This window comes from Arthrobacter terricola (genome assembly GCF_004354015.1).
GTDB classification, from domain to species: domain Bacteria; phylum Actinomycetota; class Actinomycetes; order Actinomycetales; family Micrococcaceae; genus Arthrobacter; species Arthrobacter terricola.
The window spans coordinates 1-12,583 of record NZ_SMRU01000012.1 but is presented as its reverse complement, the minus strand read 5'-3'; the positions used below and the strand labels follow the sequence as shown (position 1 = coordinate 12,583).

Here is a 12,583-nt window from a genome sequence, read left to right as displayed (position 1 = left end):
AACGCCTGGTCATGCCTACCTCCAATGTGGCACGACCAGGCGTTTTCGCCTAGCTAGAAGCGGCGGCGATGGAGGATGCGCCAGACAGCGACGACTACGCCTCCGATGATGGCGAGGCAAATGCCAAGGCCAAGCGCCGGCAGATACGGCGTCACTGCACTGAGCGCGACACTGCCAATGATGGCGAGCAGCAACAGCCCCAGGCCAAGATCGACGATGCGCTTAGTCACGGCCATACTCGCGTTCGTAGACCGTCCGTGCTGCCTTGTAGGCAGCTTGTTGCCGACGCATGTGAATCTCCATCAGGCGCTCAAGTCGGCGCTGGTGAAAGAAACTGGCGTACTGCTTGCCGTACTTCACAAACAGCGTGAAGAACAAGACGACTACGAACAGTGCGCTGTAACCGACGATCGCTTCGCCGATCGCTTCGGTGTTGAGGGTGACGTCCATGTTAGTGCTCCCATCTGGTTGGTTGTGTGAGGTTCATTGCGCGCTCTCGCCGTACCTTCCGCCGCCGCTGCCAGATGGCAATGAGCGCGGGGCTGAGCGCCAAGGTGAGGAGCACCAGGTTGACCACGGTGCTGAAGATGATGTTTACGAGGTCGAACAGTTTCATGATGAGTACCGCCTTTTAGTGGTGCCCGCCCGCTCCGGTTGAAGCGATGGGTTCACCGTAGGCGAGCTGCCATAAAAATGTCAACAGTCAATGTCAAGTGATTTGGCAGGCTTGTGGGCGAGACTCGTGGCAGGTAGGATGGCGAGCATCGTCAACTACACAAGGAGGAGCAATGACTGTTATGGAGAAGAGCGGCCAAGAGGTGCGGCGCGAGCGGTGCATCACCGAGCTAAGAGAGCTGTGCAAGGGGGAGGGGCTTGAAGCTGAAACCATTAATGGCTCGCCTAGTGACTCACCGGAGATGCGCCGCATCTTCGACTACTTCGAGTTTGACCTGAAGGATGCTCCCCGCTTCATCAAACTCTGGATGGATTCCTTGCCTACGGACAGCGTTTTCACCGAGGCGTTTTTCAACGCTCTGTTCGCCGATGAAGGGCTCAACCTCACTGACCGGCGCGAGAAGTTCCTTACCAAGCACGGCGACATCAGTGCTCGAACGTTGATGCGCTATGAGATCGAGGGCGCAAGCATTGTCGTCCGTCATCTGGAGATGGCCGAGGATACATTGCGGCGTGAAAAGGAGTTCCAGGAGTCTGAGGATGCCGCCCGTGACTTGGACATTGCCACGCTTCGCAGCCGTATTACTGACCTCGAAACGCTTGTCGTTCAGCTTCTCGACGAAAAGATGTCGCACACCCCGATGCGTCCGGACGACATGCACAAAGCGTGGAGGAATGTTAAGGGCCGGTTCGATGCGCGCGGAGGAGTTGTGCGCGGCGAGTGATTCATGCGCGCCACCTGATCTCAACCCTTTCCGGGTTAAAGATGAAGCCGGCGTACCGCACCTTCTGGTCACCCTTCTCCCGTGGATAGATCAGCACCCTCTCAATAAGTACATCGAGCAGTTGCCGCCTCCACTCAAGATCGCCCGCTTCCCACGCTTGCCGGACTGTCAGGCCGGCCGGGAGGTGGGCGATCGTGCGTCGGCTGGTGAGCTTGGCGATGTCTTTGTCGAGCTGGTCAAGTCGCGCCTGGGCGGTTGCCTTGGCCGTCTTCCACTCGCTCATAGTGAGGTCGCCGCTTGCGTAGGCGTCGAGGATCTCTTGCAACCGGGCGCTCTGCGTGGCGTGTTCACCTAACTTGGTGCGCAGTTCTCCGTCGTCGTGTTCGGACTGTCCAAGGAGTGCGCCGAGGTCCGGCGTGTCGAGGCGGTAGAGGAGCGACTCAATCACCAAGTGTTCGACTGGGTCCTTGCGTCGCTTTACCTTTCCGCAGCCTGTCGGATTGCCGAACTGGTCAATCTTGCGGCAACTGAACGCCGGCGAGTACGAGCCGTCTCTGTTTTGCGCGTTGATGATGGTCATGCGGTTCCCGCACAGGCCACAGAACACGAAGCCGGTGAGCAGATGCTTCTTGGCGTAGGAGCGGCGCTTGTCTTGTTCCTGGCGACGCTTGGCGGTGGACTGGAGCTGTTCGTAAGTGTCGCGGGTGATGATCGGGGGCCAGGTAGCTTCATAGAGCACACCGTGATGTTCTCGGTAGCCAGCGTGGCGGGGGAGGGTGGCCATGTTGCGGACGTTGATCGCTTTCCACATGTTGCCCTTGGCTGTAGTGATACAACGCCGGTTGAAGTCGAGCGCAATGGTACGCCAGGAGTCTCCAGCGATGAATCGGTCAATCGCCTCAAGGACAAACTGCGCCTCGTTTTCGTCGATGACCATGCCACCTGGACGGTAGCCATAGGCTCGGTTGCCACCAGAGGTCTTGCCAGCTTTGGCAGCTTGGAGTTTGGCCGCTTTGACACGCTCGATGGCGTGCTCAACCTCATGCCTGGCTACAGCCCCATAGATCCGTGCGGCCATGCGGCCGGTCGCGGTCGTCAGGTCAAGCTCGCCCGCCTGAACAGTTCGTACTTCGACCCTGTTCTGTTCACAGATGTCGATGAACTCCTCAAGCTCGACGGGGGAGCGGTGGAGCCGATCGGTGTGGAGAGCGATGACGGCGCTGACCTGGCCCGAACGCATGACGTCGAGGAGTTGGTTGTAGAGCGGCCTCGGCTTGCCACTGTACGCACTAAGATCGTTCTCGCTGAAGGCTGCATATACTTCCCAACCAAGCTGCGCAGCTAGGGCTCGACAGGCCTCTTCCTGACGGTCAACACCAAGGCTCAGGCCCTTCTTGTCCTTGCTGATGCGGAGGTAGAGGGCGCACTTAAGACGCCCAATGGTTGGGGTTGATGACAATTGCATAAATATTCGTTCCTACTAGTAATTATACTCCGGTGTAGGGTGTTATGCAATGTTTTGACGAGGCTCCGGAGTACGAACGCCGCGTGCTCGACGCTTTGCGGCAACCCTTGGAGAGCGGCGAGCTTGTCATCCACCGCTCAGCGGGCACTGCAGCGTACCCGGCCCGCTTTCAGCTTGTCCTCGCCGCCAATCCCTGTCCGTGCGGGAAGGCGACTGGCAAAGGCGTCGACTGCACGTGCACACCGGTGATGCGGCGCCGCTACTTCGGGCGCATGTCCGGGCCATTGCTCGACCGCGTTGACATCCAGCTTTCCGTGGAACGGGTGTCCCTCGCGGACTTCGGGCAGGCAACCGTGGACGAGGACACCGCCACTGTCGCACAAAGGGTAGGGGCCGCGCGGTCCCGGCAACGCGAACGGCTGTCGATCTTCGGCATGGAGACCAACGCGCAGGTTCCCGGGCGCATCCTGCGCGGTGAACTGCGCCTTCCGGCCGCTACCACTCGCATCCTGGACACCTCCCTGGAACGGGGAATCCTCACGGCAAGGGGATATGACCGCGTTTTGCGTCTCGCATGGACATTGGCGGATCTGGACTATCGCGATCAGCCCAGTGCCGACGACATCGGACAAGCCCTCGGATTGAGGCAGGCGGTAGCGGCCGCATGAAAGGAAACGCCATGACTGACCATGAACTGGCCCTGGCCAAACCGGAGGCGCCTTCAAACGAGCGTTTGGCTCGGGCGGCGTTGTCGCGGCTGATGGAACCGCAAGACGCCACTGGACTCGCCTTGGTGCGTGCAGCGGGACCTGCCGACGCCTTGAGGATTGCGAGCGGTGAAGTGGCTTTCGGACCAGCCCTTCAGCAGGAGGTCACCTCCCTTTTGGTGGATAGCGGTGCCGCTCCGGCAGCTGCCAGCCTGGCCTCGGCATTGCAGCGGTGGAAGCCGCGTATTGGCGATCTGGCCCCTGAGCGGGACCTAGCCACCATGCAACGCCTCGGTGGCCGCTTGCTCGTCCCCGGAGACCGGCTATGGCCGGCCCAATTGGCCGATCTTGATCTCCATGAACCGTTGTGCTTGTGGTGGCGGGGGAGCGAGCTGGAGTTCCCCGTCATGCAGAAGGCCGTGGCAATAGTCGGCTCCCGCGACAGCACCAGTTACGGCTCCTCGGTCACCGGCGACTTCGGTTACGCCCTCGGGCAGCGCGGCTACACGGTGGTCTCGGGTGGCGCTTATGGAATCGATGCGCATGCGCACCGCGGCGCCTTGGCAGGAGGGACCAACGCCATGCCGACCATAGCTGTCATGGCCGGTGGCGTGGATCGATTCTACCCAGCTGGAAACGAAGACCTCCTCCGTGTTGTTGCGAACCAGGGCGCCGTGATTGCCGAGGTTCCACCGGGGTCTGCGCCAACCCGGTACCGCTTCCTCCAGCGGAACAGGATCATTGCGGCCTTGGCATCCGTGACGGTTGTGGTTGAGGCCCGTTGGCGCTCGGGAGCCCTGAACACGGCGCACCACGCCGAATCCATGGGCAGGGTGGTCGCAGCCGTCCCCGGCTCGATCCACAGCGCCAATTCGGCGTGATGCCATCGGCTGCTCCGGGACGGCGGAGCTGTTTGCGTCACGGATGTGGGCGAAATCGTCGAACTTGCTGGAGCGAGTGGTGAGGGACTCGTCGGCGACAAAGACACAGAGGCTTCCGAGCGCGACGGATTGACACTCGAAGATTTGATTCTTCTGGACGCCCTGCCACTCCGGTCCACGAGCTCGGTCGAGAAACTCGCTGTCGTCGCGGGACTCAGCCAGAATTCGGTCAAAGCGGGGCTCGGGCGCCTCGGCTTGCTCGGCCTGGCCGTCTCGGTCAGTGGTGGCTGGAAGCGCTCGGGGAAGAAAGGCTGAACCGGCGTAAAGTTGTGCGGGGCGTGGAGTGGTGCAGCCTGGCCGTGGCGATGCCAGCCGCACCGCCCCAGAGCTGGCAGAGTGGGATGGTGCAGGAGAATCCGCTTCCCGAGAGACTCGACCGGTCCGTGCAGGATTTTCGCCGGTACCTGGAGGGCGAGCGCGCCCGGTCGGTCCATACAGTGCGGGCCTATGTGGCCGACGTCGAAAGCCTGTTGTATTTCGCCACTGCTGAAGGCGTCGTCGATCTTCCTGCCCTGGAACTTGGTACGCTCCGGCGCTGGCTGGGTTCGCAGAGCGAGGGCGGCATGTCCCGGGCAACCCTTAGCCGTCGGGCTGCCACGGCCAGGGCGTTCACCTCCTGGGCGCTAAGGGAGGAGCTGATTTCAGTCGACCCGGCTCTTCGGCTCCAAGCCCCTAAACGCGACCACCCGCTGCCCGGCGTACTCCACCGGCAGCAAATCGGCAGGATTCTTGAACGCTTGGAAGAAGACGCCAGTGAAGGTTCGCCGATCGCCGTGCGGAACCGGGCCGTCGTAGAGCTCCTCTACGCGACGGGAATCCGGGTTGGCGAGCTTGTCGGCTTGGACATCGACGACCTTGACGCGGATCGCCGGACCCTTCGCGTTCTGGGCAAGGGTAACAAGGAGCGGACGGTCCCCTTCGGCGTGCCGGCGGCACACGCCGTGGACGATTGGCTTCGGCGGGGCCGCGGGCGGCTCGTGACGGAGCTCAGCGGACCTGCGCTTTTCCTCGGTGCGCGTGGCAACAGGATGGACCAGCGCCAGGCCCGGACGGTTGTCAGTGAACTATTGGAAGCTCTGGGAGATACCGCTTCGAGCGGTCCCCACGCCTTGCGCCACACGGCCGCCACACACCTGCTCGACGGCGGGGCAGACCTCCGTGCAGTCCAGGAAATCCTTGGCCACAGCAGCCTTGCGACCACCCAGATCTATACTCATGTATCTGTGGAAAGGCTCCGAAATAGCTATCAACAAGCCCATCCGAGGGCGTAAATTATGCCCGCTCGTGAACCCGGCTCGACCCATAACGTCGCAAATGTCCCATGCCGGAATCGTACTGGCGTTATTCCGGCGGGTACGGCAAAATGAAAGCAAGATCGGGGAACCCTCAACTCCTACTTGAATGTTCCTCCAACGTGCAAAAAATCGAATTCGACGCAAAATTCAAATATCGCAGGAAGCAGGGATAGCCAGGATCAACCGAAGCGCGTGACACCCGCGCAACAAACTTTCATCCAGGCGGAGGTCGTTGGGGAAGACGTACCTACAGCTATGGAGGATGGAATGTCTGTTGCAATAACCCGGGGTGTCTTATTCGTGCATTCGGCCCCTACGGCGCTGTGCCCTCACGTTGAGTGGGCCATCGGGTCGGTCGTGGATAAGCGGACCGACTTGGAGTGGACTGCTCAGCCTGCTGCGCCCGGAATGTTTCGTTCCGAGCTTTCGTGGACAGGAGCCCCCGGAACGGGTGCGCAACTGGCCTCTGCTTTGCGTGGCTGGGCGCACCTTCGGTACGAGGTGACCGAAGAACCGAGCCAGGGCGTGGACGGCGGCCGCTGGTCGCACACTCCCGAATTGGGCATTTTCCACGCGGTCACGGACGTACACGGCAACATCATGGTGACCGAGGACCGTATCCGCTATGCCTATGAATCCGCAGCAGGCGATCCCGCAGCCGTATACCATGAGCTTTCCCTGGCCTTGGGCGAGGCATGGGACGAAGAGCTTGAACCGTTCCGGCACGCGGCCGAGGGTGCCCCGGTTCGCTGGCTCCATCAGGTCGGCTAGGCCGGGTACAGCCATGGCTTCCGGTCCCGGACCGTAGCCGGCTCTTCCATAGCAAAAGAAGAGGGCCCCACCACGGTGGGGCCCTCTTCTTTCGCCATGACGCAAATTCGTCAGAGGCTTCGGATAGCGATGACGGCGTTGTGCCCGCCGAAACCGAAAGAGTTGCTCAATGCCACGATGTCGCCGGCAGGAAGGGTCCGGGCGGATGTGACAACGTCGAGCGGGATCTCGGGATCCTGGTTTTCCAGGTTGATGGTCAACGGAGCCCGGCGTTCGTAGACGGCGAGCACCGTCAGCACGGCTTCCACGGCTCCGGACGCACCCAGCAAGTGTCCCATTTGGGACTTGGTGGCAGAGACGGCGACGTTGTCGACGTGCGTACCCAGCGCCGCGCGGAGGGCAGTGTATTCAGGCTTGTCACCCACAGGCGTGGAGGTTGCGTGTGCGTTGACGTGCACCACGTCCTCAGCCTGGATCCGGCCATCGAACATGGCGGCCTTCAGCGCGCGGGTTGCGCCAAGTCCTTCCGGGTCCGGAGCGGTGATGTGGTAGGCGTCGGCGGTAACGGACGTGCCGGCGAGTTCCGCGTAGATACGGGCGCCGCGCGCAATGGCGTGCTCTTCGGCCTCGAGCACGAGGGCACCGGCACCTTCACCCATGACAAAGCCGTCGCGGTCACGGTCGTACGGGCGCGACGCGTGTTCCGGATCGTCGTTGCGGCGGGAGAGTGCCTGCATGGAAGAGAACGCGGCAAGGGGCATCGGGTGGATCGCCGCTTCGGCGCCACCGCACATCACGACGTCGGCCTTCCCCGAGCGAATGAGGTCGAGCCCGAGGTGGAGGGCCTCGGTTCCGGACGCGCAGGCTGAAACCGGGGTGTGGGCACCAGCGCGTGCGCCGAGGTCGAGGCTGACGGCGGCTGCGACACCGTTCGGCATCAGCATGGGCACCGTCATGGGCAGCACCCGGCGGGGGCCTTTTTCCTTCAGCGTGTCCCACGCGTCGAGGAGGGTCCACACACCGCCGATGCCGGTGGCAAAGGCCACCGCCAGGCGATCGTGGTCGATATCCGTGATACCGGAATCGGCCCAGGCCTCGCGGGCCGCGATGACGCCGAATTGCGTCGAGGGATCCATGCGCTTGGCCTCGACGCGGGTCAAGACATCAAGTGCCGGAGTCGAGCACCGGGCGGCAAAGTGGACCGGAAGGTCATACTTGGAAACCCACTCGTCCTCGAGCGTGTGGGCACCGGAGACCCCTTTGAGCGCGTTCTTCCACATCGTGGGGACGTCGCCGCCGATGGGCGTGGTTGCGCCCAGACCGGTTATGACTACTTTGCGTGCCATGCGATCACTCTCTGTTGGATCGGCCTGCCCGCGTGCTGTTTCCAAGCGGGCGCCAAAAGAAGACTTTGGGAGATAAAGCAGCTGTGCCGGGCTTCGGACGCAACAGGGCGCACCCGAAGTCCGGCACAGTTGAGGCCAGACTAGGCCTGCGCGTTGGAGATGAAGTTGACGGCGTCGCCGACGGTCTTCAGGTTCTTGACCTCTTCGTCCGGGATGCGGACGCCGAACTTCTCTTCAGCGTTGACGACGATGGTCATCATCGAGATCGAGTCGATGTCCAGGTCCTCGGTGAAGGACTTGTCGAGCTCGACGGCTTCAGTGGCGAGGCCCGTCTCTTCGTTCACGATTTCAGCCAGGCCGGCCAGGATTTCTTCGTTGCTAGCCATTGTCGGCTCCTTTTCTTGTTATGCCGGCTGCTGCCGGAAATGGGGCAAACCGCGGATACGGCTTGGGTTTCGAAGTGCTATTCAGTTGCGGACGGAGCTACGGAAGTACTACTACCTGGGCGCCGAAGACCAGGCCCGCGCCGAACCCGATCTGCAGGGCGAGTCCGCCGCTGAGCCCGGGGTTTTCCTGCAGGAGGCGGTGCGTGGCGAGGGGGATGGAAGCCGCGGACGTGTTACCGGCGTCGGCGATATCGCGGGCAACCACCACGGTTTCGGGAAGCTTGAGCTTCTTGACCATCTCATCAATGATGCGCATGTTCGCCTGGTGCGGGACGAAGGCAGCAAGGTCCGTCGCTTCGATCCCGGCGGAGTCCAGTGCTTGCTGGGCCACCTTGGCCATCTCCCACACGGCCCAGCGGAAGACCGTCTGGCCGTCCTGGCGCAGGGTCGGCCAGATGTCCTGCGTCGCCTCGATGATCGCTTGGTCGTCCGATTCGTCCGAGTGGCGGGCGGTCTCGCCCAGCTTCCGGACGTCGTCGAGCGAGTGAGTCATCCCGATCGCGTTCCACTTGCTTCCGTCGGATCCCCAGACTGACGGGGCGATGCCGGGGGTCTCGGAGGGGCCGATCACGACCGCGCCGGCGCCGTCGCCGAGGAGGAAGGAAATCGTGCGCTCGTGGTTGTCGATGACATCCGAGAGCTTCTCGGCGCCGACTACCAGGACATACTCTGCGGCGCCCGAGCGGACCAGGGCGTCGGCCTGGGCAATGCCGTAGCAGTAGCCCGCGCATGCCGCGGAAATGTCGAAAGCCGGGGCCGGCGTGGCGCCCAGACGGTCCGTGAGGGCGGCCGCCGCAGATGGCGTCGCGAAGGGGTGCGTGACGGTGGAGACGATCACAGCGCCCAGTTGCGAGGCTTCGATACCCGCTTGCTTGAGGGCTTCGCGTGCGGCGCCTTCGGCCATGTCGATGACGCTGACTCCGGCCGGCGCGCGGTGGCGGGTCACAATTCCAGTGCGCTGGCGGATCCACTCGTCGGAAGAGTCGATCCACTGGCAGACGTCGTCGTTGGTGACGATGACCTCTGGGCGGTATGCCCCGATGCCGATGATCCGCGAGTATTCGTGGGTCGGTGCTTGCTTGAGTATGGGGGTGCTCATGCTTGTCCCTCCAATTCCGCGAAGAGCGCCAGTGCCGCGGACAAATCGTCCGGGGTCTTGACGGCGACAGTCTTGACTCCCGGCATCCCGCGCTTGGCCAGGCCTGCCAAGGTTCCTGCGGGGGCGAGCTCGATGAGGCCGGTGACGCCGCGCTGGACCAGGTTCTCCATGCAAAGGTCCCAACGGACCGGCCGCGACACCTGGGCGATCAGGCTTTCGACGGCGGCACCGCCGTCCGTGACCTGCTGGCCGTCGAAGTTGGAAAGCAAAGGAACGGTAGGCGCCTGCGGCTTGAGCGAAGGCCGCAGCGCTTCCAGGGCGTCGACGGCGGGTGCCATGTGGGCGGTGTGGAATGCACCGGCAACCTTCAACGGGATGACCCTGGCTTTGGCCGGAGGGTTATCCGCGAGGGCCTGGAGTTGCTCGAAAGTGCCGGCGGCCACGGTCTGTCCCGCACCGTTGACGTTCGCCGGGGTTGCGCCTGCGGCCTCGATAGCCGATAGCACTTCCGCGGGATCGCCGCCCACCACGGCGCTCATGCCGGTCGGGGTGACGGCGGCGGCAGCAGCCATGTTGTTCGCGCGTTCGCGGACGAACGTCATCGCATCGGATTCGCTGAGCACTCCCGCGAGGGCGGAAGCGGTGATTTCGCCGACCGAGTGACCGGCCAGGACGATGGGAAGCGTGCTGAGTTCGACGTCGAACAGGGACTTTGCCGCCACGAGTCCTGCGGCGACGATCAACGGCTGCGCTACGGCGGTGTCCTTGATGGTTTCTTCATCGGAGGTGGTGCCGTGGGCCTTGAGGTCGATGCCTGCGATTTCGCTCAGCGAGGCGAGGTGGCCTTCTACGGATGGGAGCTCCAGCCACGGGGCCAAAAATCCAGGGGTCTGGGAGCCCTGTCCAGGGCAGACGATTGCAAGCACGTAACCAGCTTTCCAAATTGCCGCGTGAACTTCCGGTGTTTGCGTACACCAAGCTCACTGGGTCAGTTTGTAGGAAGTCTACAACGGTTCACCCCGCGGATCGGGTACCGTGACGCTCCGACGTCGCCTTCGGCTGGGCCGAAAGCCTGCCCACAACCAGGGCAGTTTGGAGGACGAACGCCTCCCGGGGCAAGAGCGGATCCCACCCCGTGACGTCGCAGACGCGCTTGAGACGATACCGCACTGTATTGGCGTGGACGAAGAGCTCCCGGGCCGTCGCTTCAAGCGAGTGGCCGAGCTCCAAGTACGTTCCGAGCGTTTCGACGAGTCCGTTCGATGCCGCGAGTAGCGGCCGGTAGATGTTCTTGATGAGGGAACGGCGGGCCGCGTCGTCCCCCGAGACCACGCGTTCCGGCAAGAGATCGTCGGCGGCTACCGGCCGCGGGGCCGAGGGCCAGGCCTTCGCGGCCGTGAGTCCCGCGAAGGCAGCCTGGGCCGAGCTGCTCGCTTCCACGAGGGTTCCGGCCTCTGGTCCATAGACCACGGCGCCCGGGGCGAACAGCTCGCTCAACTTCACATACGCGTTGTCGCGGTCCTGCAGTCCGCCCAGGATGAGGATGAGGCGGTCGCCCTGGATGCCCACAAGCGCGTCCTCCGCGTAGCGGCCCGCGGTGCGGCGCAATTCGCTGACGTAGCTGGCGCTGGGTTCGGAGGGGGAGTTGCCCACCATCACGGTGAAACGTTCCTGGGCCTTCCAGCCGAGGGCGGCAATGCGGGAGCGAAGAGCGTCGGTGTTTTCGCCGCGGAGGATGGCATCGACAATCAGCGCTTCGAGCCGGGTATCCCACGAGCCGCGGGATTCGGCGGCACGGGCGTAGACGTCCGCGGCGGCGAAGGCCACCTCACGGGAATAGCGCAGCACTGCTTCGCGCAGGGAGGGCTGGTCTGACTCGGGCGCGATGACGGGTACCTGGTCCTCGACTACTTCCACCACGATCCGGATCAGTTGGAGGGCCTTTTGCAGGCTGATGGAACGGGTCAGTTCCGTCGGCGCGTTGCCGAAGACATCCGTCAAAATCCACGACGGCGAACTGGGCCTTTCGTACCACGTCACGAACGCCGCGATGCCGTTTTGGGCAACCAGGCCGAGCGCCGATCGTTCATCCGAGCTCAGACGGCTGTACCAAGGCAGCGACTTTTCGAGCTTTCGCATGGTGGTGGTGGAGAGTTGCCCCACATTTGCGCGCAGCCGCTTAAGGGTCTCCGCCTTCTCCGGCGACACTGCGCGCGTAGCAGCTCTGCGTTTTGCGGGAGTTTGAATCGGCTCGGCCATGCCTTGAGCATACGGCTGATCCTCAGCAAGCTCCATTTGTGCGAAGGCTACAACTTCGCGGAGCCTTCGTCTGCCGCTGGCAGGTGTCGTCACCTTCTGCCCGCGGCGGGGTTAAAGCCCGACGGCGGCCCGCACCTTCCGGTACGGACCGCCGTCGCGGTATTGCTGGTTTCGCCAGCTCCTGGTTCTTCCAGCTTCCAGTGGTTAGCTTTCGCCTCCTGCTCCACCGGTGGTTCCGGCGTTGACATCCAGGAGACGGTACTTCTCGATGGCCTGGGCCGGAGCCTGGGCATCAACTTCGCCGCGTTGGGCGAGGAGTTGGAGGGTTTTGGTGACGATGGAGTGGGTGTCGTTTTTGAAGTAGCGTCGGGCGGCTTGGCGGGTGTCGGAGAAGCCGAAGCCGTCGGCGCCGAGGGAGGCGAAGTCGTTGGGGATGAATTGGCGGATTTGGTCGGGGACGGCTTTCATGTAGTCCGAGACGGCGATGACGGGGCCGTGGGCTCCGGCGAGTTGCTGGGTGACGAATGGTGTGCGTGGGTCCTGGCCGGGGTTGAGGAAGGCTTCTTCTTCGGCGGCGAGGCCGTCGCGTCGGAGTTCGTTCCAGGAGGTCACGGACCAGACGTCGGCTGCGATGTTCCAGTCCTCGTTGAGGATTTGCTGGGCTTCGAGGGCCCAGGGGACGGAGACGCCGGAGGCGAGGATCTGGGCGCGGGGTTTGGTGCCGGGCTCGGGGGCTTCGGCGAGTTTGTAGATGCCTTTGATGATGCCGTTGGTGTCGAGGTTGTCGGGTTCGGCGGGTTGGGTGATGGGTTCGTTGTAGACGGTGAGGTAGTACATCAGGTTCCGGTCTTGGG

13 protein-coding genes and 2 pseudogenes are annotated in these 12,583 nt (G+C 63.2%); 5 read left to right on the top strand and 10 right to left on the bottom strand.

Annotated features, from left to right (window positions below; all coding sequences use genetic code 11):
* Positions 1-53: 53 nt before the first annotated feature.
* From E1809_RS26670 to E1809_RS26665, 3 genes are read right to left on the bottom strand one after another with little or no spacing between them, the layout of a single operon-like run.
* Positions 54-230: a hypothetical protein gene (locus tag E1809_RS26670; RefSeq protein WP_165962279.1), complete on the bottom strand. Its 177-nt coding sequence runs from the start codon at positions 228-230 to the stop codon at positions 54-56.
* Positions 223-450: a hypothetical protein gene (locus E1809_RS11275; RefSeq protein WP_133204331.1), complete on the bottom strand. Its 228-nt coding sequence runs from the start codon at positions 448-450 to the stop codon at positions 223-225. Before E1809_RS11275 ends, E1809_RS26670 begins: the two co-directional genes overlap by 8 nt.
* Before the next feature lies 1 nt (position 451).
* Positions 452-616 (bottom strand): hypothetical protein, encoded by a 165-nt coding sequence (locus E1809_RS26665; protein ID WP_165962278.1) that lies wholly within the window; start codon positions 614-616, stop codon positions 452-454.
* A gap of 172 nt (positions 617-788) precedes the next feature.
* Between E1809_RS26665 and E1809_RS11270 the strand changes: the two genes are divergently transcribed.
* Positions 789-1,400, top strand: coding sequence for a hypothetical protein (locus E1809_RS11270; protein ID WP_133204330.1), 612 nt, complete (start codon positions 789-791; stop codon positions 1,398-1,400).
* 1 nt (position 1,401) lies between these two features.
* Here E1809_RS11270 and E1809_RS11265 read toward each other — a convergent pair whose 3' ends face one another.
* The gene (locus E1809_RS11265; protein WP_205754162.1) at positions 1,402-2,859 is read right to left on the bottom strand and encodes a recombinase family protein; all 1,458 of its coding nucleotides are present in this window, start codon (positions 2,857-2,859) and stop codon (positions 1,402-1,404) included.
* 62 nt (positions 2,860-2,921) lie between these two features.
* Between E1809_RS11265 and E1809_RS11260 the strand changes: the two are divergent.
* The 4 genes and pseudogenes from E1809_RS11260 to E1809_RS11245 form a co-directional block, all read left to right on the top strand.
* Positions 2,922-3,533: pseudogene (locus E1809_RS11260) on the top strand (ATP-binding protein); the annotation flags it as partial.
* A gap of 11 nt (positions 3,534-3,544) precedes the next feature.
* Positions 3,545-4,768: pseudogene (gene dprA / locus E1809_RS11255) on the top strand (DNA-processing protein DprA).
* 86 nt (positions 4,769-4,854) lie between these two features.
* Entirely contained in the window at positions 4,855-5,784 is a 930-nt protein-coding gene (locus E1809_RS11250; RefSeq protein WP_133204459.1) for a tyrosine recombinase XerC, read from the top strand.
* Positions 5,785-6,075: 291 nt separating this feature from the next.
* The gene (locus E1809_RS11245; protein WP_133204328.1) at positions 6,076-6,579 is read left to right on the top strand and encodes a DUF3145 domain-containing protein; all 504 of its coding nucleotides are present in this window, start codon (positions 6,076-6,078) and stop codon (positions 6,577-6,579) included.
* 110 nt (positions 6,580-6,689) lie between these two features.
* On the opposite strand, the gene fabF is transcribed toward E1809_RS11245, so the two are convergent.
* The 6 genes from fabF to E1809_RS11215 form a co-directional block, all read right to left on the bottom strand.
* A complete protein-coding gene (fabF, locus tag E1809_RS11240) occupies positions 6,690-7,925 on the bottom strand; it encodes a beta-ketoacyl-ACP synthase II (RefSeq protein WP_133204327.1) in 1,236 nt (411 codons plus the stop codon).
* 140 nt (positions 7,926-8,065) lie between these two features.
* Positions 8,066-8,311 carry an acyl carrier protein gene (locus tag E1809_RS11235; RefSeq protein ID WP_028267518.1) on the bottom strand — a complete coding sequence of 82 codons (246 nt, stop codon included), beginning with the start codon at positions 8,309-8,311 and terminating at the stop codon, positions 8,066-8,068.
* 97 nt (positions 8,312-8,408) lie between these two features.
* A complete protein-coding gene (locus E1809_RS11230; protein WP_133204326.1) occupies positions 8,409-9,470 on the bottom strand; it encodes a beta-ketoacyl-ACP synthase III in 1,062 nt (353 codons plus the stop codon).
* A complete protein-coding gene (locus E1809_RS11225; RefSeq protein WP_133204325.1) occupies positions 9,467-10,396 on the bottom strand; it encodes an ACP S-malonyltransferase in 930 nt (309 codons plus the stop codon). Before E1809_RS11225 ends, E1809_RS11230 begins: the two co-directional genes overlap by 4 nt.
* Positions 10,397-10,484: 88 nt before the next feature.
* Positions 10,485-11,729: a PucR family transcriptional regulator gene (locus tag E1809_RS11220; protein WP_133204324.1), complete on the bottom strand. Its 1,245-nt coding sequence runs from the start codon at positions 11,727-11,729 to the stop codon at positions 10,485-10,487.
* A 204-nt stretch (positions 11,730-11,933) separates the two neighbouring features.
* Positions 11,934-12,583 (bottom strand): transketolase-like TK C-terminal-containing protein (locus tag E1809_RS11215; protein ID WP_407921057.1); only part of this gene is annotated, 650 nt, incomplete at its 5' end.

Excerpts from the sequence above, each read along its gene's own strand:
- E1809_RS26665 (WP_165962278.1), bottom strand. The coding sequence starts at position 616 with ATGAAACTGTTCGACCTCGTAAACATCATCTTCAGCACCGTGGTCAAC.
- E1809_RS11235 (WP_028267518.1), bottom strand. The coding sequence starts at position 8,311 with ATGGCTAGCAACGAAGAAATCCTGGCCGGCCTGGCTGAAATCGTGAAC.
- E1809_RS11270 (WP_133204330.1), top strand. The coding sequence starts at position 789 with ATGACTGTTATGGAGAAGAGCGGCCAAGAGGTGCGGCGCGAGCGGTGC.
- E1809_RS11220 (WP_133204324.1), bottom strand. The coding sequence starts at position 11,729 with ATGGCCGAGCCGATTCAAACTCCCGCAAAACGCAGAGCTGCTACGCGC.
- fabF (WP_133204327.1), bottom strand. The coding sequence starts at position 7,925 with ATGGCACGCAAAGTAGTCATAACCGGTCTGGGCGCAACCACGCCCATC.
- E1809_RS11245 (WP_133204328.1), top strand. The coding sequence starts at position 6,076 with ATGTCTGTTGCAATAACCCGGGGTGTCTTATTCGTGCATTCGGCCCCT.
- E1809_RS11250 (WP_133204459.1), top strand. The coding sequence starts at position 4,855 with ATGGTGCAGGAGAATCCGCTTCCCGAGAGACTCGACCGGTCCGTGCAG.
- E1809_RS11230 (WP_133204326.1), bottom strand. The coding sequence starts at position 9,470 with ATGAGCACCCCCATACTCAAGCAAGCACCGACCCACGAATACTCGCGG.
- E1809_RS11275 (WP_133204331.1), bottom strand. The coding sequence starts at position 450 with ATGGACGTCACCCTCAACACCGAAGCGATCGGCGAAGCGATCGTCGGT.